24 protein-coding genes are annotated in these 26,171 nt (G+C 74.7%); 15 read left to right on the top strand and 9 right to left on the bottom strand.

Annotated elements, in window-relative coordinates; translation table 11 throughout:
* Nucleotides 1-201 precede the first annotated feature (201 nt).
* Nucleotides 202-1,941, top strand: a complete 1,740-nt coding sequence (locus tag ACIOHG_RS18300; protein WP_400951503.1) for a hypothetical protein — start codon at nt 202-204, stop codon at nt 1,939-1,941.
* Between the two features lie 32 nt (nt 1,942-1,973).
* Here the strand turns inward: ACIOHG_RS18300 and ACIOHG_RS18295 are convergent, their stop codons facing one another.
* The gene (locus ACIOHG_RS18295) at nt 1,974-2,666 is read right to left on the bottom strand and encodes a response regulator (RefSeq protein ID WP_400951501.1); all 693 of its coding nucleotides are present in this window, start codon (nt 2,664-2,666) and stop codon (nt 1,974-1,976) included.
* Nucleotides 2,663-3,862: a sensor histidine kinase gene (locus ACIOHG_RS18290; RefSeq protein ID WP_400951498.1), complete on the bottom strand. Its 1,200-nt coding sequence runs from the start codon at nt 3,860-3,862 to the stop codon at nt 2,663-2,665. The genes ACIOHG_RS18295 and ACIOHG_RS18290 overlap by 4 nt, the downstream gene beginning before the upstream one ends.
* Nucleotides 3,863-4,003: 141 nt before the next feature.
* On the opposite strand from ACIOHG_RS18290, the gene ACIOHG_RS18285 reads away from it, so the two are divergent.
* The 3 genes from ACIOHG_RS18285 to ACIOHG_RS18275 all read left to right on the top strand — a co-directional run bounded on the left by ACIOHG_RS18285 (nt 4,004) and on the right by ACIOHG_RS18275 (nt 7,965).
* Complete coding sequence (locus ACIOHG_RS18285; RefSeq protein WP_400951495.1) at nt 4,004-4,714, top strand: ABC transporter ATP-binding protein; 711 nt, start codon at nt 4,004-4,006, stop codon at nt 4,712-4,714.
* Complete coding sequence (locus tag ACIOHG_RS18280; RefSeq protein WP_400951492.1) at nt 4,711-7,119, top strand: FtsX-like permease family protein; 2,409 nt, start codon at nt 4,711-4,713, stop codon at nt 7,117-7,119. Before ACIOHG_RS18285 ends, ACIOHG_RS18280 begins: the two co-directional genes overlap by 4 nt.
* 99 nt (nt 7,120-7,218) lie before the next feature.
* Nucleotides 7,219-7,965 (top strand): class I SAM-dependent methyltransferase, encoded by a 747-nt coding sequence (locus tag ACIOHG_RS18275; RefSeq protein WP_400951491.1) that lies wholly within the window; start codon nt 7,219-7,221, stop codon nt 7,963-7,965.
* A 7-nt stretch (nt 7,966-7,972) separates the two neighbouring features.
* Here ACIOHG_RS18275 and ACIOHG_RS18270 read toward each other — a convergent pair whose 3' ends face one another.
* The gene (locus ACIOHG_RS18270) at nt 7,973-8,983 is read right to left on the bottom strand and encodes an LLM class flavin-dependent oxidoreductase (RefSeq protein WP_400951693.1); all 1,011 of its coding nucleotides are present in this window, start codon (nt 8,981-8,983) and stop codon (nt 7,973-7,975) included.
* A gap of 235 nt (nt 8,984-9,218) precedes the next feature.
* Complete coding sequence (locus ACIOHG_RS18265; protein WP_400951488.1) at nt 9,219-9,971, bottom strand: GNAT family N-acetyltransferase; 753 nt, start codon at nt 9,969-9,971, stop codon at nt 9,219-9,221.
* A 252-nt stretch (nt 9,972-10,223) separates the two neighbouring features.
* On the opposite strand from ACIOHG_RS18265, the gene ACIOHG_RS18260 reads away from it, so the two are divergent.
* From ACIOHG_RS18260 to ACIOHG_RS18235, 6 genes are all read left to right on the top strand, one after another.
* Nucleotides 10,224-10,391 carry a hypothetical protein gene (locus ACIOHG_RS18260; protein ID WP_400951485.1) on the top strand — a complete coding sequence of 56 codons (168 nt, stop codon included), beginning with the start codon at nt 10,224-10,226 and terminating at the stop codon, nt 10,389-10,391.
* Nucleotides 10,392-10,504: 113 nt separating this feature from the next.
* The gene (locus ACIOHG_RS18255; protein ID WP_400951483.1) at nt 10,505-11,713 is read left to right on the top strand and encodes an LLM class flavin-dependent oxidoreductase; all 1,209 of its coding nucleotides are present in this window, start codon (nt 10,505-10,507) and stop codon (nt 11,711-11,713) included.
* Nucleotides 11,714-11,742: 29 nt separating this feature from the next.
* Nucleotides 11,743-13,125 (top strand): NtaA/DmoA family FMN-dependent monooxygenase, encoded by a 1,383-nt coding sequence (locus tag ACIOHG_RS18250; protein ID WP_400951480.1) that lies wholly within the window; start codon nt 11,743-11,745, stop codon nt 13,123-13,125.
* 35 nt (nt 13,126-13,160) lie between these two features.
* Nucleotides 13,161-13,988, top strand: coding sequence for a DUF1684 domain-containing protein (locus ACIOHG_RS18245; protein ID WP_400951478.1), 828 nt, complete (start codon nt 13,161-13,163; stop codon nt 13,986-13,988).
* 43 nt (nt 13,989-14,031) lie between these two features.
* Complete coding sequence (locus tag ACIOHG_RS18240; protein WP_400951475.1) at nt 14,032-15,417, top strand: HEAT repeat domain-containing protein; 1,386 nt, start codon at nt 14,032-14,034, stop codon at nt 15,415-15,417.
* Between the two features lie 51 nt (nt 15,418-15,468).
* The gene (locus tag ACIOHG_RS18235) at nt 15,469-15,822 is read left to right on the top strand and encodes a hypothetical protein (RefSeq protein WP_400951473.1); all 354 of its coding nucleotides are present in this window, start codon (nt 15,469-15,471) and stop codon (nt 15,820-15,822) included.
* A gap of 28 nt (nt 15,823-15,850) precedes the next feature.
* Here ACIOHG_RS18235 and ACIOHG_RS18230 read toward each other — a convergent pair whose 3' ends face one another.
* A complete protein-coding gene (locus tag ACIOHG_RS18230) occupies nt 15,851-17,098 on the bottom strand; it encodes an RICIN domain-containing protein (RefSeq protein WP_400951691.1) in 1,248 nt (415 codons plus the stop codon).
* 226 nt (nt 17,099-17,324) lie between these two features.
* Between ACIOHG_RS18230 and ACIOHG_RS18225 the strand changes: the two genes are divergently transcribed.
* Both ACIOHG_RS18225 and ACIOHG_RS18220 read left to right on the top strand, forming a co-directional pair.
* A complete protein-coding gene (locus ACIOHG_RS18225; RefSeq protein ID WP_400951470.1) occupies nt 17,325-17,957 on the top strand; it encodes an RHS repeat domain-containing protein in 633 nt (210 codons plus the stop codon).
* Complete coding sequence (locus ACIOHG_RS18220) at nt 17,954-18,424, top strand: hypothetical protein (protein WP_400951467.1); 471 nt, start codon at nt 17,954-17,956, stop codon at nt 18,422-18,424. Before ACIOHG_RS18225 ends, ACIOHG_RS18220 begins: the two co-directional genes overlap by 4 nt.
* Nucleotides 18,425-18,922: 498 nt before the next feature.
* On the opposite strand, the gene ACIOHG_RS18215 is transcribed toward ACIOHG_RS18220, so the two are convergent.
* On the bottom strand, nt 18,923-19,264 hold the full coding sequence (locus tag ACIOHG_RS18215; protein ID WP_400951465.1) for a hypothetical protein: 342 nt from the start codon (nt 19,262-19,264) through the stop codon (nt 18,923-18,925).
* A 505-nt stretch (nt 19,265-19,769) separates the two neighbouring features.
* On the opposite strand from ACIOHG_RS18215, the gene ACIOHG_RS18210 reads away from it, so the two are divergent.
* A complete protein-coding gene (locus ACIOHG_RS18210) occupies nt 19,770-20,150 on the top strand; it encodes a hypothetical protein (protein ID WP_400951462.1) in 381 nt (126 codons plus the stop codon).
* A gap of 108 nt (nt 20,151-20,258) precedes the next feature.
* Nucleotides 20,259-22,028: a hypothetical protein gene (locus tag ACIOHG_RS18205; RefSeq protein ID WP_400951460.1), complete on the top strand. Its 1,770-nt coding sequence runs from the start codon at nt 20,259-20,261 to the stop codon at nt 22,026-22,028.
* A gap of 24 nt (nt 22,029-22,052) precedes the next feature.
* Here the strand turns inward: ACIOHG_RS18205 and ACIOHG_RS18200 are convergent, their stop codons facing one another.
* Together ACIOHG_RS18200 and ACIOHG_RS18195 are read right to left on the bottom strand one after the other, a co-directional pair.
* The gene (locus tag ACIOHG_RS18200) at nt 22,053-22,496 is read right to left on the bottom strand and encodes a VOC family protein (protein ID WP_400951457.1); all 444 of its coding nucleotides are present in this window, start codon (nt 22,494-22,496) and stop codon (nt 22,053-22,055) included.
* Between the two features lie 63 nt (nt 22,497-22,559).
* Nucleotides 22,560-23,495, bottom strand: coding sequence for a VOC family protein (locus ACIOHG_RS18195; RefSeq protein WP_400951455.1), 936 nt, complete (start codon nt 23,493-23,495; stop codon nt 22,560-22,562).
* Between the two features lie 295 nt (nt 23,496-23,790).
* Here ACIOHG_RS18195 and ACIOHG_RS18190 point away from each other — a divergent pair, with 295 nt between their 5' ends.
* Entirely contained in the window at nt 23,791-25,107 is a 1,317-nt protein-coding gene (locus ACIOHG_RS18190) for an MFS transporter (RefSeq protein WP_400951453.1), read from the top strand.
* A 77-nt stretch (nt 25,108-25,184) separates the two neighbouring features.
* Here ACIOHG_RS18190 and ACIOHG_RS18185 read toward each other — a convergent pair whose 3' ends face one another.
* On the bottom strand, nt 25,185-26,072 hold the full coding sequence (locus ACIOHG_RS18185; RefSeq protein WP_400951451.1) for an effector binding domain-containing protein: 888 nt from the start codon (nt 26,070-26,072) through the stop codon (nt 25,185-25,187).
* Between the last annotated feature and the right edge of the window lie 99 nt (nt 26,073-26,171).

The following is a 26,171-nucleotide window of genomic DNA, read 5'->3' as shown; positions in this document are numbered from 1 at the left end:
ACCTGCCGTGCCCGTCTGCGCACCGTACCGCCCGACCAACGGGAAACCGCTTTCCGACCGAGCGGGTTGACGGTGCGTCACGCCACGTTACCGTCCGCCGGAAGGGTTGCGTCAAGCGGCTGCCGGGGGCTCCCGGCGGCAGTACGCTGCGGTGGCATCGGGGCGGGCCGGCCGGCGTCCGCCGGGGGGAGGTGCGGGCGCGTGGCAGACCTGGACGCGTTGGCGGCGATGGGTGCAAACACCTTGGCCGAGGCGATCGGCACGGATACCTGGGGCGAAGTCCGCGACCGGCTCGCCCGGTTGCTCGCCCGGACCGGCACCGCCCCGGACGGGCAGGCGGAGACCCTGGCGGACCTGGACCGCACCGCCGAGGACGTGGCCGCCGCCGCCCCGCACCGGGCCGAGCAGGACCGGCACCGGGCGGCGGACGCCTGGCAGCACCGCTTCCTCGACCTGCTGGAACACAGCGTCGGCGACGACCGCGAGGCCCTGCTCGCCGGCCTGGAGGAACTCGCCGCCCTGGCCCGCGACCGCCCCGCCGGGAGCGGTACCGGCGCTGACGGTGGGACAACCGTGACCGATCCGGGCGAGTGGTCGGCGACGACCGACGCACCACCCGCTGCCGACCGCGTTCGCCACACCTTCGCAAGCGGCCTCACGATCAGTGGAACCGCCCAGAGCACGACCGTGCACTACCCGCCCTATCGGCCGCCGTTGCGGTGGCCGCTGCTGATCGGCAGCATCCCGCCGTCACCGGCCGCCACCCGCCCCCGACCGGACCTCCACCGGCAGATCGGACCGGCCCCCGGCGGACGCACCACCGCCGCCACCGGCCAGGTGCTCTCCGGTGGCGCGGGAACCGGCAAGTCCCAGCTCGCCGCCGAGCACGCCCGCGAGTCGCTCGCCGACGGCACCGACCTGGTGGTCTGGGCGGACGCCGGCGACACCGCGGGCATCGTCGCCGCCTACGCCAGGGCCGCGGCCATGGTGCAGATCACCGGCGACCTGCCCTCCCGGCCGGAGGAGGACGCCCTCACCTTCCTCAACTGGCTCGCCGTCACCGACCGGTCCTGGCTGGTGGTCCTGGACGGCCTCACCGACCTCGACGTCGCCCGGCAGTGGTGGCCCCGCTCGACCCGGGGCGGACAGGTGCTGGCCACCACCCGCCGCCGCGACGCCCAGGCCACCTCCTCCGGCCAAGTGCTCGTCGGGGTCGGTCCCTTCACCGCGACCGAGTCCGTCGCCTACCTGCGCGAACGGCTCGCCTCCGCCGGTGCGTCCCGGCTCGCCGACCACCGCACGGCGGAGCTGGCCGAGCGGCTCGGCCACCTCCCGCTGGCGCTGGCCCACGCCGCCACCTTCATGATCGACGACGAGTTGGACTGCTCCGCCTACCTGGCGCTGCTCACCGACCCCGCCCAGCGTCTGGACGACCTCCTCCCGCTCTACACCGGACGGATCACCACGACGCTCCTGGCGGAGCTGGAGTCCGCCGACCGGCGCCGCCCCGCCGGGCTGGCCACCCCCGCGCTCCGGCTCGCCGCGCACCTCGACCCGGCCGGCCATCCCGGCGAGCTCTGGGCCACCGCCGCGGTCCGCGACCACCTGGGGGCCGACCCGGACCGGGCCCGGGCCGCCATGCGGCTGCTGCACCAGCACCACCTGCTCCAGCACGCCGACGACACCGTCCGGCTGCACCCGCTCACCGCCCGGGCCGCCCGCGAGGCCACCCCGGCCGACGAACTCCCCGCCCTGGCGCGGACCTTGACGGAGGCCCTGGCCGAACTCCGCACCGCCCTCCCCACCTCTGCCGACCCCGTCCTGGACGCGAACGCCGCCGCCCTCGCCACCCACCTCCCCCACCTGGTCCCGACCCCGGCCACGAGCGGCCCCGCCCCGGAACCGCCGCCCGCCACGAACCTGTACGGGCTGTTCACCTGAGCACCGGGCCCCACCGGGCAGGGGCAGCGGCCCTACCGTCGGCGCGGCACGAGTCCGGCGTCGAAGGCGACGATCGCCAGGTGGACGCGGTCCCGGGCGCCGAGCTTGGCGAACAGGCGCGCGACGTGGGTCTTCGCCGTCGCCGCGCTGATCACCAGGCGTTCGGCTATCTCGGCGTTCGACAGGCCCTGGCCGACCAGGGCCAGCACCTCGCGCTCCCGGTCGGTGATCCCCGCGAGGAGCCCCGGGTCCGCGGCGGGCCCGGCGTCCGGTACGGCGGCGGGGGCCGCGGTCGCGGCGGAGGTTCCGGCGAAGTCGGCGATCAGCCGCCGGGTGACGCTCGGCGCGATCAGCGCGTCGCCGGCCGCGACCACCCGGATCGCGTCCAGGATCGCGTCCAGCGCCATGCTCTTGAGCAGGAAGCCGCTGGCGCCGGCCCGCAGCGCGCCGTAGACGTACTCGTCGTCGTCGAAGGTCGTCAGCACCAGCACCTTCGGCGGGTCGGGCTCGGCGGTGGCCCGCCGGGTCGCCTCGATCCCGTCCATGCCCGGCATCCGGATGTCCATCACCACGACGTCCGGCCGCAGTTCGCGCGCCAGGCGCACCGCCTCGCGGCCGTCGGCGGCCTCGCCGACCACCTCCAGGTCGTCGGTGTCGCCGATCAGGATCGTCAGGCCGACCAGCATCAGCGGCTGGTCGTCGACCAGCAGGACCCGCACGCTCATGCCGGGAGCCTCGCCGCCACCCGGAAGCCGCCCTCCGGGCGTCGGCCGGCGCTGAACTGGCCGGACAGCAGCGTCACCCGCTCGCGCATGCCGAGCAGGCCGAAGCCGCCCCCGCCGGTCGCCGCCGAGGGCCTCGGTCGGCCGGGGCCGTCCTCCCCGTCGTCCACCACTTCGATCGTCACTCCTTCCGGCTCGTACCCGACCGCGACGCGGCAGGTCCGCGCGCCGGAGTGCCGCACCACGTTGGTCACCGACTCCTGGACGATCCGGAACGCCGACAGTTCGATCTCCGGCGGCAGCGGACGCCGCTCGCCCCGCCAGGCCACCTGGACCCGCACCCCGGCGTCGGCCGTGCGCTCGGCGAGCTGCGGGAGGTCGGCCAGGCTGCCGGCCGGCGCCAGCGGGGCGGCTCCCGGCATGGCGTCGTCCGGCTCGGCGCGGCGGAGCGCCCCGAGCATGCGCTGCAGTTCCAGCAGCGTCCGGCGGCTGGTGGTCTCGATGCCGGTCAGCGCCTGCCGGGTCTGTTCGGGCTTGGTGTCCACGACCCGCGCCGCCGCTCCCGACAGCACCGTGATGATCCCGATGCTGTGCGCGACGCTGTCGTGCAGCTCACGGGCGATCCGCAGCCGCTCGGCCATGACGGCGCGGGCCGCCTTCTGCTCGTCCAGGGCGCCGAGGTACTCGCGGCGCTTGCGGTGCACCCCGCCGAAGACCCAGGCGACCGCGAACCACAGCGCGAACTGCCCGGCCCACTGGGCCGCGTCGCCGAGGGTCTCCCCGGGGTAGACGCCGATGTTCTCGACGAACGCGGCCAGCACGGCCGCGCCGGAGCCGACGGCGGCGGCCCGCGGCCGCCGGACGGCGAGGTACCCGCTCAGGCCGACGAGCAGCACGAACACGATCCAGGGCCGCACGCCGAAGAGGTGGCCGAGGATCGATTCGCCCAGGACCGTCGCGAACACCGCCGCCGGCCGCCGGCGCGTCAGCAGCACCGGCAGGGCGAGCACGACGCACAGCCCCACCAGGGGGAAGGTCCCGAGGCCGGGCAGCCGGAACAGGCCGTCGCGGTGCCGGTCCTGAGCGATCGACAGGCAGAGCATCAGCGCGTAGGAGCAGGCGGTGGCCAGCACCACGGCCCGGTCCGTCAGCCAGGTCATGCGTGGCGAGGTCGAGAGGCGCTGGAGGAGCTCTTCCATGCGGAGATCGCAGGCAGGGGCGTCGGCCCCGCGCGTCACCCCCGGGATGTACGCGGGTACGCCCCCGGGCGGACGGCCCGGTGCCGGGTGTCATCCGTCGGCCGACGCGACGGAACCCGCCCCGTTCGTAGGTTCCTCGGCATGACGAACGCACCGATGATCGACCTCCGCGAGGCGACCAAGAAGTACGACGACGGCCCGCCCGCGCTGGCCGGGGTGACCCTGTCCGTGGCGGCGGGTGACTGCGTGGCGGTGCTCGGCCACTCCGGCAGCGGGAAGTCCACGCTGCTGAACCTGATCGCCGGTCTGGACCGACCCTCCAGCGGCAGCGTCACCGTCGACGGCGTCCGGGTCGACCGGCTCGGCGAGGCCGGGTCGGCGAAGTACCGCCGGGCCTCGATCGGCATGGTCTTCCAGTTCTTCCACCTGCTCGACGATCTGACCGTGCTGGACAACGTGCTGGTTCCGGCGCAGCTGGCCGGGACGGGCCGGGGCGAGGCGCGGCGCCGGGCCTGGGAGCTGCTGGAGTCGCTGGGGGTCGAGCGGCACGCCAAGGCACATCCGCAACGGCTGTCCGGCGGGGAGCGGCAGCGGGTGGCGGTGGCCCGGGCCCTGATGAACCGGCCCGCGCTGCTGCTGGCCGACGAGCCCACCGGCGCGCTGGACTCCAGCTCGGTCGAGGACGTGCGCCAACTGCTGCTGGAGCTGAACGCCGAGGGCCAGACGATCCTGCTGGTGACCCACGACGTGCAGTTGGCCGCCGGCCTCGCGCACCGCACCGTCGAGCTGGTGGACGGCGCGATCGCCCGGGACGTCGTCAACGCCCGCGCGCTGCCGGCGGTGGGCCGGTGAGCGCGCTCGGCAGGGTGGTCCGCTCCGGGGTGGGGCGGCGCCGGGTCCAGTCCCTCGTGCTGGCGCTGACGACGTGCACCGCGGTGCTGTCCTCGGTGCTGTCCCTCGGCCTGCTGACCGCCGTGCAGGCCCCGTTCGAGCACGCGTTCCGCTCCCGGCACGGGGCGCACCTGGCGGTCCGGTTCGACGCTTCGAAGGCGACGGCCGCGCAGCTCGCCGCCACCGCGCACGCCGCCGGGGTCGCCGAGGCGGCCGGGCCGTACCCGCTCTCCGCCCCGCTGGACACCACCGTCGGCACCGACTGCCCCGCGGCCGACCGGGCCGGGCACGACAACCGTCCGATCACCGTCACCACCCGGCCCGACCCGGGCAGCGCCTCCGGGCTGGACCAGCTGCTGCTGACCCGGGGGCGCTGGCCGGCCGGCCCGGACGAGATCGTCCTCCCGGCGGGCGACTTCGCCGACGCCTGCTTCGGCTCGGCGCTGGTGTTCTCCGCCCTGCCGGGCCGGCCGTCGTTCAAGGTGGTCGGCTTCGGCGGCTCGGTGACCGACAGCGCGACCGGCTTCGCCACCGCCGACGGTCTTGCCCGGCTGACCGCCGCCGGGGCCCGGACCGACCCGCAGCTGCTCTACCGGTTCGCCGCGGCCGGGACCGATGCCGAGGTCGCCGCCGACAAGCAGGCGGTGGCCGCCGCCGTGCCGGCCGGCGCGGTCGTGGACGGGCAGTCGTACCTGACGGCGGAACAGCAGGTGACCGGCAACGCCAAGGCGTTCGTGCCGTTCCTGGTCGCCTTCGGCGTCCTCGGGCTGGTCCTGTCGGCGCTGATCATCACGATCGTGGTCGGCGGCGCGGTGGCCGCGGGCGTCCGGCGGATCGGGATCCTGAAGTCGCTGGGCTTCACCCCGGCGCAGGTGACCCGCGCCTACACCGCGCAGGCCCTGGTCCCGGCGGCGTTCGGCGTGCTGCTCGGCACGGTCTTCGGCAATCTGCTGGCCGTGCCGGTGCTGGACGGGGCGGGCCGGCAGCTCGGCTCGGCCGGTGCCGCGATCCCGGCCTGGGTGAACCTCGTGGTGGCGCTGGGCGCGCTGCTGGTCGTCGGCGTCACGGCCGCGGTCCCGGCGTCGCGGGCCGGCCGGATGCCGGCGGTGCGGGCGCTGGTGGCCGGCCGCGCCCCGAGCGCCGGGCGCGGGCGGACGGCGCAGCGGCTGGCGGCGCGGCTGCCGCTGCCCCGGGCCGTGTCGCTGGGGCTGGCCCAGCCGTTCGCCCGGCCGGGCCGGACGCTGCTGGTCGGCGCGGCGGTGCTGCTCGGCACGGTCAGCGTCACCTTCGCGGTGGGGCTGGGCACGACGTTCGGCAAGTACCAGGCCGCTTCGATGAGTTCGGGTTTCAACGCGGCGTCGAGGATCGTGATCCCCACCGCCGAGGTGGACCAGCCGTGGGGGCGCTACGGCCCCGACGACCCGCGCCGCGCGCACCTGGACGCCACCAAGGTGGCCGCCGCGCTCGCCGGGGTCCCGGGGACGGAGGCCGCGTTCGGCTGGGGCGACAGCGGCGCGACCATGGTCGGCGCGCCGATCGGCGGCGAACCGCCGGTGGTGTACACCGTCAGCGGCGACTTCTCCTGGACGCACCTGGAGCTGGTGTCCGGCCGCTGGTTCTCGGCGCCCGGCGAGGCCGTGGTCGGCGACCGGCTGGCCTCGACGATGGGCCTCCGGGTCGGCGACCGCGTCACCGTGGTGCAGCAGAACAGGCAGGTGTCGCTGGAGGTCGTCGGCATCAACTTCGACACCCGCGGAACCGACTACTCGGCCATGACGGACGCGGCCGCCTTCACCGCCGCCGGGCTGACCCCGCGCATCGACCAGTTCAACGTCCGACTGGCCCCGGACGCCGACGGGGCCAAGTGGTCGGCCGCGGCCGGCGCGGCGCTGGCCCCGCTGGACGCCTCGGTCGAGACCAACTCGAGCGACGCGAACCTGGTGGTGGCCGTAATGGGCGCCCTGGTGGCGGTGTTCACGCTGCTGCTGACCGCGGTCGCCGCGCTCGGGGTGCTCAGCACGGTCGTGCAGGACACCCGGGAGCGGGTCCACGACCTGGGGGTCTTCAAGGCCCTCGGGATGACGCCCGGTCAGACCGTCACGATGGTCCTGACCTCGGTGACGGTCACCGGCCTGCTCGCCGGACTCGTCGGGGTGCCGCTCGGCGTCCTGCTGGAGAAGGCCACCCAGGCCCCGATGGGGGAGGCGATCGGCCGGCACCTGCCGCCGGGCGTGACCCACGTCTACAGCGCCGGGCTGCTCCTCCCGCTACTGGCCGCCGGGGTCGTGATCGCCCTGCTCGGGGCGCTGCTGCCGGCCGGCCGGGCGGCCCGCTCCCGGACCGCCGCCGCACTGCGGACCGAGTAGCGCCGCAACCCCACCGCCCCGACCTGACACCTGACCAACTCCATTGCCGGACAAGGTAATTCGTTTGGCGGGGCGGCGGGGTCGGCCGATACTGGGGCGATGTACTCGGATACCGAAGCCGCCGCGCTGTACGACGTGCTGAACCCCTGGGACCCGGAGCAGTGGCCCGGGGACGCCTTCTACGCCCGGCTGGCGCAGGGGGCCGGCGCGATCCTGGACGTCGGGTGCGGGACGGGCGCGATGCTGCACCGCCTGCGGGCGGACGGGCACCCCGGCCGGCTGGTCGGCCTGGACCCGGACGGCGCCGCGCTGGCCCGGGCCCGCCGCCGGACGGACGTCGAGTGGGTGGCGGGCACCGCCGCGACCGCCGACCGCTGGGCGGGCGAGTTCGACCTCGCCGTGATGACGGGGCACGCCTTCCAGTTCCTGCGCACCGACGAGGAGATCCGGGCCTCGCTGGCCGCCGTCCAGGTCGCGCTGCGCCCCGGCGGCCGGTTCGCCTTCGAGACCCGCCACCCGGCGGCCCGCGCCTGGGAGCAGTGGAACCCGTCGAACGCCGCCGAGGTGACGGACGGCGCGGGCCGCGCCCTGCGGGTCTGGCACGAGGTGGAGTCGGTGGCCGACGGCCTGGTGACCTTCCTCGGCCGGATCGCCGACGCCCGCGACGGCACCCTGCTGCGGACCGACCGGGAGCGCCTGCGCTTCCTCACCGAACCGGAGTTGGACGCGCTGCTCGCCGAGGCCGGTCTCGCCGTCGCGGCCCGGTACGGCGACTGGACGGGCGGCCCCGTCGGCCCGGCCAGCCGCGAGATCGTCACGGTGGCGGTGGCCGCCCCGGGCGACTGACCGGGCGTCAGAGCAGCGGCCGGACGCGTTCCGCGAAGGTGTACGCCTCCTCCAGGTACGGGTAGCCGGAGAGCACGAACTCCTCGATCCCGGCGGCCCGGTACTCGGCGATCCGTTCGGCGACCTGCTCGTGCGAGCCGACCAGCGCGGTGCCCGCGCCGCCCCGGACCAGGCCGATGCCCGCCCACAGGTTCGGCGCGACCCAGAGCCGGTCGCGGTCGCCGCCGTGCAGGTCCAGCATCCGCCGCTGGCCGACGGATTCGAGCGCCCGCAGCCGGCGCTGCCCGGCGGCGACGGCCTCCGCGTCCAGCCCGGCGATCAGTGCCTCGGCGTCGGCCCGGGCCCGTTCCGCGGTGTCCCGGCTGAGCACGTGCACCCGCAGGCCGAAGCGCGGCGCGCGGCCGTGCGCGGCGGCGAGTTCGCGCACCCGGGCGATCTTCTCCGCGACCTGCGGGACGGGCTCGCCCCAGGTCAGGTAGGTGTCGGCGTGCCGGGCGGCGACGGCGAGCGCGGCCTCGGAGGAGCCGCCGAAGTGGATCGGCGGCACCGGGTCCGGGGGCCGGCGCAGGTGGCCGCCGTCGATCCGGTAGTGCGCGCCGCGGTGCTCGAAGGGCTCGCCGCGCCAGGCGGTGCGCAGCACGTCCAGGAACTCCCCGGCGCGGGCGTAGCGTTCGTCGTGGCCGAGCGGGTCGCCGTAGGAGCGCTGCTCGGCGTCGCTGCCGCCGGTGACGACGTTGAGCAGCAGCCGGCCGCCGGAGAGGCGCTGGAAGGTGGCGGCGCTCTGGGCGGCGAGCGCGGGTTCGACCAGGCCGGGCCGGAACGCGACCAGGAACTTCAGCCGCCGAGTGGCGGCGATCAGCGCGGCGGTGGTGATCCAGGCGTCCTCGCAGTGCGCCCCGGTCGGGGTGAGCACCGCCTCGTAGCCCAACTGGTCGGCCGCCTGGGCGAGTTGGGTGAGGTAGCCGAGGGTGGCCGGGCAGTCGGCGGCGGCCGTCCCGGCCCGGGCGGGGCCGCCGATGCCGGTGCCGTGGGCGGCGCCGCATCGGTCCTCTCTCCCAGGTCTTGTCGGATCAGCGCGCGTCGTCGGGCGCCCGGCTGGGAGTGCCGGCGGAACGCCCTCGTACTGGGTGTACTTGGGTGTTTCGCCGGTGCTTCCAGGCGGGATGTCCGGCGGCGCGCGCCCGACAAGACCTGGGAGAGAGGGCCGAGGTCGCGGGCGTCGCCGCCGGTGGGCAGGAACCAGTGGAAGGCCGTCACTGCGCGGCGCTCCGGCCGGGGCTGCGGACCAGCAGGAAGGCGGTGCGGCGGCGCAGGGTGAAGCCGAGCGACTCGTAGAGCCGGATCGCGGCGGCGTTGTCGGCGGCGGTGTGCAGGAACGGGGTGTCGCCGCGCTGCTCGATGCCGTGCGCGACGGCCCGGACCAGGCGGGTGGCCAGGCCCCGGCCGCGGTGCGCGGGGTCGGTGCAGACGGCGCTGATCTCGGTCCAGCCGGGCAGCCGCAGCCGCTCGCCGGCCATCGCCACCAGGCGGCCGTCGACCCGCAGGCCGAGGTAGTCGCCGAGCAGCACCGTCCGGGGCAGGAACGGCCCCGGCTTGGTCCGGGCGACCAGGTCGAGCATCTCGGGGACGTCGGCGGGGCCGAGCCGGACGGCCTCGGGCGCGGGCTCGGTGCGCAGCGCGGTGGCGACCAACTGGACGCCCGCGCCGGACTCCTGGGGCTCCCACCCCGCGGGGGCGGTCTCGGCGGCGGTGACGGCGAGGGTGCTGCCGGGCGCCCCGGCGAGCGCGGCCAGGTCCTGCCAGGCGCGCGGGTCGGCGGGGTCGGCGAGCGCGGTGAACGGGGAGACGTCGACGGGGTAGCGGGCGGCCCGGCCGAGGCGTTCGGCGAAGTGCGCGTGCGGGCCGGTGAGCGCGGCCCAGGCCGGGTTGTCGAGCAGGGCGGCGTCGGCGGGCGGGACGGGATCGGCGGGCGGGGCGGCGGAGGACGGGGCGGGGCGGACGGTCACGGCGGCGGGACTCCCGGGAGCAAGAGGGCAGCGCGGCGCGGCCCGGAGCGGGCGGCGGGACGGTGGCTGAGCCGTCAAGCTAGGCGCGCCCCGGGGCGACTGTCAACGGCGGCCGCCGATGCCTGACGATCCGTCAGGAAGTGCTTCATTACCGCTGTATGAACAGCGTTGTGCCAGGCCGGGGGCCGGGGTTACGGTGCGAGGACGGCGGCGCCCGGTGCCGCGCGGCGCGGGCCGGACGACGGTCGAACGGTGGAGGCGGTGAGGGCGGTGCGGTTCCCGAACGCGAACGCGCGGGTCGCCGTCAAGACGGCCTGCCGGGTCACCACCACCCGCGCCCGGCTGCACATCGACCTGCTGCGCGTGACGACCGCGCTCTGTCGCCCCGTGCCCGCCCCGGCGTCGACGCCCGCGGTCTGACCACCCGACCCGCCTGCCCCTCCCTGCTGCCCCTGCTCCCTGCTGCCGCCCGCCCCCGCGCGAAGGCGGCCCGCTCCCCTGCCTGCCCGCCTGCCGAAAGTCGTAGGTCCGCCATGCCCGAGAACCCCGTACCCCTGCACCTGGCCGTCGCGCTGGACGGCGCCGGCTGGCACCCCGCCGCGTGGCGGGAGCCCGAGGCCCGGCCCGGGGAGCTGTTCACCGCCGGGTACTGGGCGGACCTGGTGGCGGAGGCCGAGCGCGGCCTGCTCGACCTGGTGACCTTCGAGGACGGGCTGAGCCTGCAGTCGGAGCACCCGTTCGAGCCGGACGCCCGGACCGACCGGGTGCGCGGGCGGCTGGACTCGGTGCTGCTGGCGGCCCGGATCGCGCCGCTGACCCGGCACATCGGGCTGGTGCCGACGGCGGTGGTGACGCACACCGAGCCGTTCCACCTGTCGAAGGCGGTGGCGACCCTGGACTTCGTCAGCTCGGGCCGGGCCGGGGTGCGGGTGAAGGTGTCGGGCCGGGTGGACGAGGCCGCGCACTTCGGCCGCCGGACGGCGCCCGCGCTGCGGCTGGACGCGCTGGACGACCCGGCGGCGCTGGCCGTGCTGGCGGCGGAGTTCGGCGAGGCCGAGGAGTACGTGGAGGTGCTGCGCCGGCTCTGGGACAGCTGGGAGGACGACGCGGAGATCCGGGACGCGGCGACCGGCCGGTTCGTCGACCGGGACAAGCTGCACTACATCGACTTCACCGGGTCCCGGTTCAGCGTCCGGGGCCCGTCGATCACGCCGCGCCCGCCGCAGGGCCAGCCGCCGGTGGCGGCGCTGGCGCACCGGGGCGAGCCGTTCCGGCTGGCGGGGCGGTCGGCCGACCTGGCGTTCACCACGCCGACGGACGCCGCCGACGCCCGCGCGGTGCTGGCCGAGATCCGGGCCGCGCAGGACGGCGCGGGCCGGGCCGACGACACCGTGCACGTCTTCGCCGACCTGGTGGTGTTCGTCGACGAGCGGCCCGGCGCGGCGGCGGAGCGGCTGGCCCGGCTGGACGCGGCGGCGGGTGCGCCGTACGCGAGCGACGCCCGGGTCTTCGCCGGGACGTCCGCCGAACTCGCCGACCTGATCGAGGAGTTGGCGGCCGCCGGGCTGACCGGTTTCCGGCTCCGGCCGGGCGCACTGCCGTACGACCTGGAGCGGATCACCCGCGACCTGGTGCCCGAGCTGCAGCGCCGGGGCCGGTTCCGCACCGCCTACGAGGCGGCCACCCTGCGCGGCCTGCTGGGCCTGCCGCGCCCCGCCAGCCGCTACGCCGCCACCGCCTGACCGCCCGCCGAGCCCCGAGGACACACCCCATGAGCACCGACCGCAGCAGCACCGGCAAGCCCGTCAAGCAGATCCACCTCGCCGCGCACTTCCCGGGCGTCAACAACACCACGGTGTGGAGCGACCCGGCGGCGGGCAGCCAGATCGAGTTCAGCTCCTTCGTCCACCTGGCGCAGACCGCCGAGCGCGCCAAGTTCGACTTCCTGTTCCTGGCCGAGGGCCTGCGGCTGCGCGAGCAGAACGGGCGGATCTACGACCTGGACGTGGTCGGGCGGCCCGACACCTTCACGATCCTGGCGGCGCTGGCGGCCGTCACCGACCGGCTCGGCCTGGCCGGGACGATCAACTCGACCTTCAACGAACCGTACGAGGTGGCAAGGCAGTTCGCCTCGCTGGACCACCTCTCGGCCGGGCGCTCGGCGTGGAACGTGGTGACTTCCTGGGACGCGTTCACCGGCGAGAACTTCCGCCGCGGCGGGTTCCTGGCCGAGGCGGACCGGTACACCCGGGCCCGGCAGTTCCTGGAGGCGTCCTGGCGGCTGTTCGACTCCTGGCGCGGCGACGAGGTGCTGGCCGACCGGGCGTCCGGGCAGTTCCTGAGCACCCCGGAGGCGGGCCGCTTCGCGCACCGGGACAGCCAGTTCGACATCGCCGGGCGCTTCGACGTGCCGCGCAGCCCGCAGGGGCGGCCGGTGATCTTCCAGGCCGGGGACTCCGAGCAGGGCCGCGAGTTCGCGGCCGCCTCGGCCGACGCGATCTTCTCCCGGCACGGCACCCTGGAGGCCGGGCAGGCGTTCTACGCCGACGTGAAGGGCCGGCTGGCCAAGTACGGGCGCACCCCGGACGAGCTGAAGATCCTCCCGGCGGTGACCTTCGCGCTCGGCGCGACCGACGCCGAGGCGCACGAGCAGGCCGAGCTGGTCCGCCGTCAGCAGGTCAGCGGGCAGACCGCGATCCGGCTGCTGGAGCAGGTGTGGAACCGCGACCTGAGCGACCACGACCCGGACGGCCCGCTGCCCGCGGCCGACCCGCTGGTCGGCGAGCACACCGTGGCGCAGGGCCGGGCCTCGGTCCGGATGAACCGCGACCCGCTGGCGGTGGCCCGCGAGTGGCGGGCGCTGGCCGAGGCGAAGAAGCTCTCGATCCGGGACCTGATCGTCGAGGTGACGGGCCGCCAGACCTTCGTCGGCACGCCGTCCCGGGTCGCCGAGGAGCTGAACCGCTTCGTCCAGCAGGACGCCTCCGACGGCTTCATCCTGGCTCCGCACCTGACCCCGGGCGGCCTGGACGAGTTCGCCGACACCGTGGTGCCGCTGCTCCAGGAGCGCGGCGTCTTCCGCACCGAGTACGCGGGCAGCACCCTGCGCGACCACCTCGGCCTGCCCGCCCCGCGCACCGCCGCCGTTCTCTGACTCCCCTTCCCCTCCCGTCGCACCGAGGAACCGCCATGACGACCGCCCCGCACACCGACACCGCCGCCTTCGCCCGCGCCTGGGAGGAGTGGCACACCGCCAAGGACCGCGCCCTCGGCGACCCGCACGGCTTCCTGGCCGTCACCGGCCTGCACTGGCTGGACGCCGAACCGGCCCGCTTCCCGGACGCGCCGGGCGCCTGGTCGACCGGCCCTGACGGGGTGGTGGTGGAGCTCGACGAGGGCGAGGAGCTGCTGCTGGACGGGGTGGCGCTGCACGGGCGGCACGCCTTCGGGCCGATCGCCGAGCGCGACAGCGTGTACGTGACGGCGGGGGACGCCCTGGTCGAGGTCGCCCGGCGCGGCGGCCGCGACCTCGTCCGGCCCCGGCACCCCGACCACCCGCCGGTCCGGGAGTTCACCGGCACCCCGGCCTACCCGGCGGACCCGCGCTGGGCGCTGACCGGCCGCTACCTGCCCTTCGAGGCGCCGCGCCCGGTGACCGTCGGCGCGGCCGTCGAGGGGCTGCGGCACGTGTACGACGCGCCCGGCGAGGTCGAGTTCGAGCTCCCGGACGGCTCCACCCACCGGCTGACCGCCTTCAACGGCCACCTGCCGGGCACCCTCCAGGTGCTGTTCACCGACGCCACCTCCGGCGTCACCACCTACGCCGCCAACCGCTCCCTGAGCATCCCCGCCCCGGACGCCGACGACCGCGTCACCCTCGACTTCAACCGGGCCGTCAACCTGCCCTGCGCCTACACCGACCTGGCCACCTGCCCGCTCCCGCCCGCCGAGAACCGCCTCCCGGCCCCCGTCGAGGCCGGCGAGCTGATCCCGTACGAGCGCGCCGGCCGCCCCTGACCCGGCCGCCCCCGCTGTCGGTGGTGTCGGGCACGATACGCCGGTGCCCGACACCACTCCCCCTGTTCATGCTTCTGTCGCCGCGCTGGTCGCCGACCTCGGCCACCCGGACGCCGCCACCAGGACCGCCGCCCGCGACGCCCTGCCCGGCTTCGGGGCGGCGGCCGTCGCCCCGCTGCTGGCGGCCCTGACCGACACCCCGGACGACCGGACCCGGTGGCTGTGCAGGTCGGCGCTGACCGCCCTCGGCCCGCTCGCGTTCGGCCCGGCCGTGGCGGCGCTGGCCGCCGCGCCGGAGGACCGCCGCCACCCCGACGCCCCGTGCGACGGCAACTGCCACGCCGTCGCCGAGCCGACCCGGCGGCTGCGGGCCCTGCTGGCCTCCTTCGGGCCGGACTGCGCCGCCGGGTACGCGGCCGCGCTGGACCACCCGTCGGTGGAGGTGCGGGAGACCGCCGCCCGCGGCCTCGGCGCCTGCGGGGCGGCCGGCCTGCCGCACGCCCCCACGCTGCTGCCGCTGCTCGGCGCGGCCGACCAGGGCCTGCGGCAGGCGGCACAGCACGCCCTGGTCCGGCTCGGCCCGGACACCGTCCCGCTGCTGCGGCAGGTCCGCCGCGCGGGGCCCGGCACGCTCCGGCGCGGTGCGCTGGCCGCACTGGCCGAGCTCTGCGACCCGCGCGACCTCGACCCGGCGGACCTGGCCGCGCTGCGCCGCCTGATCTCGGTCAAGCTCCCGGACGACCGGCCGGGACCGGTCACCGCCTGCTTCCTGTCCTGGATCGCCGTCCGCACCGGCGACCGGCAGGGCGTCCTCGACCTGCTGGGCCTCACCGCGCCCGAGCCGGCCACCTTCGCGCTCGGCACCGCGGCGGTGGACTGCGACAGCCACGACCACGAGGACGCCCCGCCGTTCCCGCAGTACGCCCGGGTCTTCGTCACCCCGGCGCTCGACGGCTGGACCCTGGTCGCGGGCAGCTGGTGCAACCCCTGCGACCCGGAGCGCAGCGACGAAGTCGCCGGACTGTGCCGGGAGTTGAGCGCCCGTTACGGCTCCGCGCAGGCCTACTGGTACGGCGCGCAGAACGACGGGGCGGCCTGGCTGGTCGCCGAGGACGGCGTGCTGCTGCGCCGCGCGGCCTCCTTCGACGACGAGGCCGCGCCGGCCGACCCGGACTGGTGGATCGGCGACCCGCTGCCGTTCGAACAGCAGGAGCGGGCCCGGGTCGAGGCGGCGGCCGAGGCCGCCGGGGAGGACCCGGCGGACGAGTGGGAGTGGGCCCTGCTCGACCTGCCCCTGCGCCTGTCCGCCGCCCTCGGCGTCGACCCGCACGCCCTCGGCCCGGACACCCCGGCGCACGGCCACGGCGTCCTCGCCCTCACCCCGTACGGCGCCGAGCACGGCGTGCCGCCGGGCGCTCTGCCGATCTGACCGTTCCTCACACCCCGGGGACCGTCGGACCCCCGCCGTACGCTCGGCCCCATGAGCGTCTCCGTGTACTACTCCGCCCGCCGCGCCACCGCCCTGACCGCCGCCGAGACGGCCGCGGTCGAACGGATCGCGGCCGACAGCGCCACCGCCTTCCCGTTCCCGGACGAGGAGTCCCTGTGCCTGTACGAGGGCGACTCCGAGCACGTCGTGCACGGCTCCACCAAGCTGCCGTCCGCCCCCGAACGCACCCTGCCCGCCCTGTCGGCCGTCCTCGGCTCCGTCACCGCCCTGCGCCGCGCCGTCCCGGACGCGGACTGGCACGTCCACCTGGACGACCTCGACGTCCCCTGGGACGAGACGGAGGGCTACACCTTCCCCGGCCTGTCCGGCACCGACCTCTGGTAGCCCGCCCCGCCCGGGGCCCGGCGGCGGGTCAGCCGATGTTCGGCTGCGGGCCGGCGTAGCGGGTCAGCAGGGCGGGCACGTCCTGGGCCGGGTCGAGGGTGTACGGGTAGTAGGCGGCCGGGTCGAAGGCGGTGCCGTGGGTCTGCTGCCGACCGGTGCTGTCGACCGCGATGCTGCCGGTCTCGACCAGGGCGGCGGCGTCGGTGTCGTTGTAGTACGGGTTGGCGACGTGGTCGTAATAGCTGTTCTGGATCACGGTCTTCGACGCCCCGCGCGAGAGGTTGCCGTAGGAGCCGATGTTCTGCAGGTAGTTGTTGTAGAGGTGGGCCAGCGCGACGTTGTCCACGCTGGGGTTGCGCTGGGTGGTGTCGTGTATCCAGTTGTGGTGGACGGTGATCCGGGCGGTGACGTGGTCGGTCCAGCCGATGCCGAACGCCTTGTTCTCCTCGCCGAGGACGTTCCAGGACACGGTGAGGTAGCTGGTGTCCTTCCGGCTGTCGATCAGCCCGTCGTTCATCCGCTCGATCCGGTTGTGGTCGATCCACACGTGGTCGGCGGTGTCCATCTGGATGCCGTCGTAGTCGTACACCTTGTCGTCAGGGTCGTCGTCGGCCATCCGCGCGTCCCGGATCGTCAGATTGCGGATGATCACGTTGTGCACGCCCGGCCCGAGGAACAGCCCGCCGTGCACCAGTTCGCCCGCCGTGCCCACCCCGATCAGGGTCTTGTCCGACTTCACCGGGATCTCGTACCCGTACGGCGCGACCGTGACGGCCGCGGCGACCCGGATGGTGTACGGGCCGTCCGCCGTCGCGTACTTCACCAGGTCCGCAAAGGTGCTGACGGTGACGGTCGGCCCCGCCGTCCCGCCCGTGGTCCCGCCCCCGGTCGCGGCGAAGCCGTCCGCCTTGTCCGACCAGCTCCGCCCGGCGGCGGTGACGGGCCGGAACGCCCACTGCTTGTTGCTGTTCGCGGTGCACGCCTCCTGGACCACCGCCGTCCCCGCCGCCGTCGACGCGCTCTGATCGCTCAGACACAGCCCGCTACGGACATTGACGACCTGGAACGTCCCCGCACCGCTCGGCGCCAGCGTCCACTGCTGGTTCGCCTGCCCGGTGCCGCAGCCCCACTGCTGCAGCAGCGCCCCGCTCGCCGTCGACCCGCCCGGCACATCGAGGCACATCCCGCTCCTCGCCACCGCCAACTGGTACGTCCCCGCCCCGGGAACGGTCACCGCACCCGCCGGGGCAGCAGTGAACACCGTCGCCCCCAGCACCAGCAACGCCTGAACTCTCCTGACCGACAAAGGTCCCTCCGCCAACACCGTCGGACGCGACCCCCGGACGGAGATCGCGGCACCCATGTAGACGGAGCCCGCGCCACCCGATGACAAAAACTTCCGAAGCGATCGGAACAGGAGAATCGAACCCAGGAGCCCGGGGAACGGCGGGGCCGGCCAGGACGAGATCGACCGGCGCTTCTTCGCCATCGTCACCGACCTGGTGGGAACCCCCATTCAACTGCTGGCCGCCGACGGGAGCGCCGCCTGGCAGGCACGCTCCAGCCTCTGGGGCCTCACCACGTACCCGAAGGGCAGCACCACCTACACGCCGCTCCGCTTCCCGGGTCAGTACTACGACTCGGAGAGCCGCCTGCACTACAACCTCCACCGGTACTACGACCCCGAGACCGCCCGGTTCGCCTCGCCGGACCCGCTGGGTCTGGACGCCGACCCGAACCACCACGCGTACGTCAGCAACCCGGTCGTCTGGGCCGACCCGCTGGGCCTCATGGCGAAGAAACCGAAGCGACCCAAGGGCGACTTCGGTGACCCTCTGGACTTCGGCCACGGCTTCACCGGCCGCCTCGACAAGTTCGACCACGGACACGCCCAGGACTTCGAGATCCACGTGTACCGTAACCGCCAGGAATTCGGCATCTTCGGCAGCAACGGTTGGTTCTACAAGCACGGAACCGGCGGCGGAGACATCCCGCAGAGCGTCGAGAACCGGCTCAAGGGCAGGGCCGTCACTTTCATGCGCGACACCGGACGACTCGGCAAGAAGGGCACCGAGAACATCAAGGGCGACCGGTGGAAGCGACCCCGGCTCGGAAACAAGGACTGTGAGAAGTGAAATACGTCAACGTCGAATGGGACGACCGGGACCGGGGATTCGTGCTGAGCGCGATCGACTACCTGGCGGCCCTCGCCGAGGGGCTGGAGCTCCCGCCCGGCGCGTCCGCGTTCGCCAGGGAACCGGGCCACTACAACTACACCAGCAGACGCTGCGTCAAGGATCTCGCCCTCGACCGGATCTTGTGGTCACCCAGGGGCTCCGGAATCCTGGAGATCTCCTTCCTCCCGCACCCGGCCAAGCACGATGAAGGACTGGTGCTGAGCTACCGCGGCGTCGCGGAGTTCTCCGTCGGCCGGTCCGAAGCCGACCCCGACGCCCGGGAACCCGACACCGTCCTGCTGGACGAACTACTCCCCGACGAGGCAGGCTGCGCGCACGAGATCGAACTGACCAACTCCTGCATCACGATCGCTTGCGCGGACGTCGAAGCCGTCTGGGGGCCGCCCGCCAGCTCTGCGCTGTAGCGGGAACCTGGCGAGACCGAGAACGCCCCGGCCGGGGCGGGCGACTTCGGTATGCAGGTAGCGATAGCGAGTTCGCGGATCTGTTCGACCTCAACCTTCGGGCCGGGAAGGCCGCGGGTGGCGTTGATGCAGGTGGTGAGTTGGACTCCGGCGCGTTCGATGGCACGCAGGTCGGGGTGGAGGTAGCGCTGGGTGGTGGTCAGTTGGCCGTGTCCGGCGATTCGCATGAGCTCGACTCTGAGGTCACGATCACCAGCCGGTACACGCGGTGGCACCGCTCGGAAGGTCGACGATTCAGAGTGAGGACAGCCGAAGCGTCAATCGGGGATCGGGTCAGACCCTCGAGCGGTGCCGCCCAATACTCACAGTCGGGGATCTTGGTGTTCGACTGCGGGTGATCATGGCGGTGCGCCAGTCTCGCGGGTGCACGATGGCCGCGAGACTTCCGGGGAGTGCGACATGTCGGTCCGTCCCCGTCCGGGTGCCGAGGTCCCGGTGTTAACGGCGCGGACGGCGAGGGCCGGCAACCCTGGTGGCACGACGGCGATGTGGGTGCGTGACCGTCTCGCCTTCCGCGACCGCCTGCTGCGGGACGGCCGGGCGGACCGCCTCCTCGACCTCGCCCTGGCCCGGCTGAAAGAGGCCGGCCTGGTCCGCGAGCGCACCACCCAGCGCACCGACTCCACCCACGTCCTGGCCACCGTCCGCGACCTGACCCGCCTCGAACTGGTCACGGAGGCCGTGCGCGCGGCCCTGGAAGAACTCGCCCGCACCGCAGGCCACGCGCTGGACGGCCTGGTCGGCGAGCCGCCGCTCCGGCCGGCCGGTACGCCTGGGCAAGAACCCCACCCGCCCCAAGACCAAGATCAACACCACCGGCGAAGACGCCCGCCCGGGGCCGCACCCACGGCATCCTGCTGGTCGACGTCGAGACGGGCCACCTCGTCGATGTCCTGCCCGACCGGACCTCGGAGACCTTCGCCGCATTGGCTGGACGGGCACCCCGGTGCGGAGATCGTCTGCCGCGACCGCGCCAGCGTCTACAGCCGGGCGATCAAGGAAGCCGCACCCGGCGCGGTCGAGGTCGCCGAACCCGTGTGCGCCGACATCCCGAGCCCGCGCCGGATCACCTCCTGGATCATGCGGCCGACCGGCGCCCTGCCCGAACGCGAGCAGGACAGGCTGCTGCACGTCAGGATTGCCTGCCCGGACATCGCCCGCGCCTACGACCTGGCCCGATGCTTCCACGACCTCATGACCAGCCGCCTCGGCACCCTCCTGCCGGACTGGATCGACCAAGCCGAGGCTGGGCGGCGGGAACGGCCGCGCGGCGGTGGCGCACCTGGTGGTGAACAACGCGGCCTGGGACAACTCGGGGCTGGGGTTCAACGACGAGGGCAATCCGGGCGGGCTGCGGCTGTCCCGCAACACGGCGTTCCGCAACGCCCTGGTCGGGTTCTTCCTGCCGGACGCGGCGGCCGTCGCGGACGCCAACGCGGCGTACGCCAACGGCCGGGACGTCCAGGCCGGTCCGGCGGTCCGCGCCACCGGCAACAGCTGGAACGTCCCCGCCGCGGCCGCTCCCCCGTCCGCCGCTCCCCCGTCCGCCGACCGCCCGGCCGCCGAGGGGCCTCGCCCGACCGACGGGGCCCTGCCCCGGACGTCCTTCCTGGTGACCCGCTCCGACCGGGGCGCCGACATGACGGAGCACCGGCCGCCGTCGTGAGCGGCCGGAAGACCTGACGAACCCTCAATTCTCCTGCAAATCGGGGTTGGTCGACGGTGGCGGGTGTCACTCTTCCTGTGGGGGGACGGGTCACGGGGAGGAGTGGGCATGTCGCGGCGCGAGATACGGAACACCCTGCTGGGGCTGGCGGCCTGGTGGTTGTGGATGCCACTGGTCGCCCTGCTGGTGTGGGTGGTCAAGCACTTCGTGTTCGGCGGGTTCGGGCAGCAGGACCGGAGCTACGTGCTGCTGCTCCAACAGGAGTTCTTCCCGCACGGCGGGCCGTGGGACGCGGCGCCGCTGTTCTGGTTCTGGGTCGCGGCGGGCCTGGTCGGCACGGCGTTCGGCTGGTCCCTGCTGGCGGCGGAGACGGGCGTCAGCACGCTCGGGTGGCGCTGGCGGCTGACCATGGCGGTGACGGTCCTGGCCGTGCTGGCCTCACTGGTGCGGGCGGGCACCGGGCTGTGGGACGACGACAAGGACGCGGGCCGGTTCTACGCCTCGGCGACGGTGCTGGACGTCCCGGCGACGGGCGCGGGCACGCCGCGTTCGGTGCTGCCGGTGACGGAGGGCGCCAAGCCGGGCGACGGCGGGCGCTGCGACCTGGTGGGCGCCTCGGACGTGCCGGCCTGCGTGAAGGCCGCGCCGATGCCGGACTTCCGGTTCGAGGCGCGCACCGCCTCGTACGCGGCGGCGACCAAGGCGCTGACCGACAGCGCGGGCCTGACCTCGGGCGTCCAGCTGCTGGGCCACAGCCTGCACTACCTGCCGGACGGGCGGGGCTCGGGGCGGTGGACGGCGGTGCTGGACGGGTCGGACGAGACGCCGATGGAGGGCGTCGCGGTCTGGGACGGCCGGACGAACGAGGTGGCGAGCTGCGCGTTCGGCGGCGACCACGCCTTCGGCCGGGCGTTCGGCGGCACCGGCGCGGTCAGCCTGCGCAACCTGCTGGCCGAGCGCTTCCCCGACCTGGGCTACAGCGACCAGGACATCTGGGGCTACTGCGACGGGCCGGACGTGCGGACGGCGCAGCCGGTGGTGGTGATCTCGGTGACGCGGCAGATCGGCTGGAAGCAGCGGACGGTGCTGGAGCCGGCCGGGGTGCTGGAGCTGCGCGGTTCGGCGGACGGGCGCCCGGCGGTGACGTACCGGCCGAGCGTCGCGGCGGGCGAGCTGCCGGGCGGGGTGTACCCGGCCTCGGTGGTGCGGGACCAGATCCACGAGGTGCAGTGGCTGGGCGGGCGCGGCGCGAAGGACGACCGGGGCTTCGGCTACGACCACACCTCGGCGTCCACCAACGCCACCAACCCGGGCGAGTTCCTGCTGCGGTCGCAGAGCGACGGGCGCCTGTACTACGTCACGCCGCTGGTGCCGCGGGAGAGTTCGTCCCAGCTGGTGGTGGCGTTCGCGGTGCTCCGGGCCGACACGGTCGGCACCGGCCTGAACGAGCTGCACGTGTACGTGCGGGCCGACAGCGCCCCGGCGGTGAACCTGGACACGCTGGCGAGCCGGATGGTGTCGTACATGGCGCAGCGGACGGCGATCACGATCAGCGCGGGGCAGGGCGGGGCGCTGCAGGAGATCGTCCCGTTCGGGACGGACATGTGGCGGGGCTTCGTGGACTTCAACGGGCAGACCCAGGACTACATCGACCTGTCGGGCGACGCCACGGTGACGCCGAACCTGGTGGCGCTGAACGGCAGCATCGCCGCCCCGGGCGGCCAGCCGACGCCCGCGCCGTCACCGGCTCCGTCCCCCTCTCCCGGACCCGGCCAGGGGACGAACTGCGGCTCCGACCCGGGGCAGTTGACCACCCCTCAGCTGGCGGCGTGCGTGGCGGAGCTGTCGAAGGCGCTGCAGGGCCGGGTCCAGCAGTAGCGACGGGCGCGGCCCGACGGTCCGTCAGCGCAGCTCTTCCGCCAGGCCGACCACGATGCCTTCGGGGCCGCGCACGTAGCAGAGCCGGAAGAGGTCCCCGTAGGGCACCACCTCGCCGACCAGTTCGGCGCCGTGGCCGTGCCGCAGGCGCAGCAGCAGGTCGTCGAGTTCGTCGACGGCGAACATGACGCGGCGCAGGCCGAGGGTGTTCGCGGGGGCGTCGACGGGTTCGGAGCGGACGGCGGCCGGCCGGTGGAACCTGGCGAGCTCCACCCGGCCGGGGCCGCCGGGCACCCGCAGCATGGCGACGTCCTGGCGGACGCCGGTGAGGCCGATGACGCGCTCCGCGCCGGGCCAGTCGAGCGGGCCGCTGCCCTCCAGTTCCAGGCCGAGTTCGACGAAGAACGCGATCACGGCGTCCAGGTCCTCGACGACGATGAGCACGTTGTCCAGCCGGCGGATCGCCACGGCGGGGCCTCCTCGGGTCTCTCCTGGGGTGTCTCCCCGCTCCTCCCGCCACCGTAGCGGGGGTCAGACGGGCGGGGCGACGAAGACACCGCGGTCGACGTCGTTGAAGGACTCCCTGGCGACGAACTCGTTCATCGGGTTGGCGGTTCCCCACACGTCGGTGACCTCGGGGCGGGTGACGTCGTGGACCTGCGGGTGCCAGCTGTCCTCGTCCAGTTCGTCCATCTCGGTGGTGTACTCGACGGTGTTGCCGTGCGGGTCGAGGAAGTACGAGAAGGTGTTGTTGCCCGCCAGGTGCCGGCCCGGGCCCCAGAGCTTGGTGACGCCGGCCCGCAGCAGCCGCCCGGTGCCGTACAGGTACTCGTCCAGGCCGCGCAGTTCGAAGGACACGTGGTGCAGCGAGGTGTGCGGGCCCTTGGCCAGGGCCGTCGAGTGGTGCTGGCCGTTGATCCGCAGGAAGTGCATCAGGTCGCCGGCGTGCGGGGAGGCCAGCGTGTCGGAGAGCCTGAAGCCGAGGTGCCGCTCGTACCAGCGCCGGGTGCGCTCCAGGTCGGGGGTGTTGAGGACGACGTGGGAGAGCCGGACGGGCACGGACTCCTTCGCCTCGATCCGGCGGTGCGGCCGGGCGGCGACGTCGGCGGAGACCTCGATCGTCCGCCCGTCGCAGTCGAAGAACCGGAAGCCGTGGCCGCCGCCGGGGGTGTCGACGGCGCCCGGACGGGAGATCAGCTGCACTCCCCCGGCGAGCAGTCGCTCGGCCAGGGCGTCGACGTCGGCGGGGCTGGCGGCGCCGTAGGACACCAGGTCGAGGCGCTTCTCCCCGGCCCGGCGCAGCCGCACCACGTACTGCTCCGGGGAGCCCTCGGCGGCCAGGAAGGACAGGCCGGTGTCGGTGGCGGTCTCGGTCAGGCCCCAGATTCCGGCGTAGAAGTCGCGCTGCTTCCCGAAGTCGGGGACGGCGAGGTCGACGTGGCGCAGGTGGGTGAGCGGGCGGTGCACGGGTGGTCCTCCTCGGTCGTGGAGCACGGTGCGGGCCCCGCCACCCTGGCGGACCGGGCGGCGCGGATCAACACCCCCGCCACCGGCGGCCGGTACCCCTGACGGGCCGTGAAACCTGTCCACCGAGGGGACTGATGACGAATATCGGGACAAATGATCACGGTGGGCTTCCCCCGCACCCCGTCCTGGGCCCACGATGGCCTCTGCTCCGGAGCCCTCGTTCCGGGGCGCCCGGGTGCGCGCCACCGCCGTCGCCGTCCGGGTGGTACGTATCCGCCCCCGAAACGGAGCAGCCATGCCTCCCGCCATACCCGCCGCCGAGACCTCCGAGGCCGTCGCCCCCGAGGCCGCAGCGGCTGCCGTCTCCGAGGCCGCAGCGGCCGCCGGGCCCGCCGAGGACGCCCCCGTCGCCCTGGCCCGTCCCCGGCTGACCGCGGTCCTGCTGATGGCCGGCAGCTGCCTGCCGATCCTCGGCGCCGTGCTGATCGCCCCCGTGCTGCCCAAGCTGCAGGACCACTTCGCGGCCACCCCGGGCGCGGACGCGCTGGCCCCGATGGCGCTGACGATCCCGGCGCTCTCCCTCGCGGTGATGGCCCCGTTCGCGGGCGCGATCATCGACCGCCTCGGCCGGCACCGCCTGCTGGTGATCGCCACCGTGCTGTACGCGATCGTCGGCACCGCCCCGCTCTGGCTGGACTCGCTGCCCGCGATCGTCGCCAGCCGGGTCCTGGTCGGCATCGCCGAGTCCGCCATCATGACCTGCTGCACCACGCTGATCGGCGACTACTGGTCCGGCAAGCAGCGCGAGAAGTACCTGGCCCTGCAGGCGATGTGCGCCTCGATCTCCGCCACCGCGTTCTTCGCCCTCGGCGGCGCGGCCGGCTCGGCCGGGTGGCGCGCCCCGTTCTGGGCCTACGCCGTCGGCCTGCTGCTCGCCCCGCTGCTGGGCCTGTACCTGCGTCCCGCCGCCGGGCGCGCGCAGGTCGTCGCCGCGACCGCTGCGGGCGCCACGGAAGCCGAGGCCGCCGCCGGGACGCGCACCCCGCTGCTGCGCCGCCTGCTGGCGCCCTGCGCGCTGACCTTCTTCAGCGCGATCGTGTTCTACACCGTTCCCGTGGAGACCTCCTTCCTGCTCGACGACCTCGGCACCACCGCCCCCGCCACCATCGGCCTGTGCACCGCGATCGCCAGCGTCGCCACCGTGGTCGGCGCCGTCGCCTTCACCCGCCTCACCGACCGGGCCGAGCGCCTGCTGCCCGCCGTCCTGGCGCTCTGCGCGCTCGGTTTCGGCATCATCGCCGTCGCCGACAGCGTGCCGCTGCTGGTGGCCGGGGCGGTCGTCAACTGCCTGGGCGGCGGCATGCTGCTGCCGACCCTGATCACCCGCACCATGGTGCTGCTGAACGCCGCCGACCGGGGCCGCGGCACCGGCCTGTGGAACTCCGCCTTCTTCCTCGGCGAGTTCGTCTGCCCGCTGATCCTGCTGGGCGTCGCCAAGCCGGCCGGCAGCCTCGCGGGCGCGGTCGGCGTCCTGGGCGCCGCCGCGCTGGCGGTCGCCGCCGGCCTCGCGGTGCTGCGCGCCCGCCGCCGCCCGGCCGCCGCCACCGCCTGAGGCCCCGGGGCGGGGGCCGCCGTACCTGGGCCGGACGACCGTCCCGGTCCGGCGCCCCGCCCCGCCTCACTACCCGACTACCTCGCGGTCCGCAGCACCGGAATCCACAGCTGCGCCACCGACTGCGCCGGGTCCTCCGGCAGCGCGCGGGTGCGCAGGATCTCCGGGCCCGGCCGGTACTCGTACGGGTTGGACGGCATCCACTGCGCCGCGACCTCGCCCCACATCCGCTGCAGCGCCTCCGGGAACGGCCCGGTGTTCTCGAACACCGCCCAGCTGCCCGCCGGGCACTCCAGCACGTCCAGGTCCGCCGGAACGTCCTGACGGTTCGTCACCACGGCCTGGTAGTAGTCGAGTTCGCTGCCCTCCTCGAACCCGGCCTTCCCGGACGGGTCCGGCAGCCGGACGGTCGCCGAGACCACGCCCTCCGGGTCCTGGTCGGAGAGTGCCGCGATCCGCAGCACGGTCTCCGCCGGGATGCTCCGGATGTGCTCCGCGATGTGCGGGTTGACGCCCTGGTAGATCAGCGGGACCCGGGCCTTGCTGCCCACGACCCGGAACGCTTCCTTCTCCACGATGCGGTACCTCATGGTGGTGCTCCCTTCGACGACGAGGCGGAAGGACAGCCGGGGCTGCGAGTTGAGCGCCGCCCCGGTGCGCCGCGCCTCGCCGGGGCCGACCCCGTGCACGGCGCGGAACGCCCGGGCGAACGCCTCCCCCGAGGCGTAGCCGTACCGGACGGCGACCTCCAGCAGGGTCGGTTCCCCCGCCAGCACCTCGGCCCCCGCGACGGTGAGCCGACGCCGCCGGACGTACTCCGACAACGGCATCCCCGCCAGCGAGGAGAACAGCCGCCGGAAGTGGTACTCCGACGTGACCGCGATCCGCGCCAGCTCGGCCGCCTCGATCCGCCCGTCCAAGTGCTCCTCGACGTACTCCATCGCCAGGTTCAACCGCTCCAGCACCCCGGCCTCCTTCCCTCTTCCCTTGCACCACCGACGCTACGGAGCACCCAGCCTGCCGCACCCGACATCCGGTGCCCGCTCCGGTCGGGTCCCGCGCGC

Origin of the sequence: Kitasatospora sp. NPDC088134 (assembly GCF_044741705.1) — a bacterium.
In the GTDB taxonomy this organism is placed as follows: domain Bacteria; phylum Actinomycetota; class Actinomycetes; order Streptomycetales; family Streptomycetaceae; genus Kitasatospora.
Note: the sequence above shows the minus strand (reverse complement) of the source record. Positions and strands in the feature narration are given on the sequence as shown.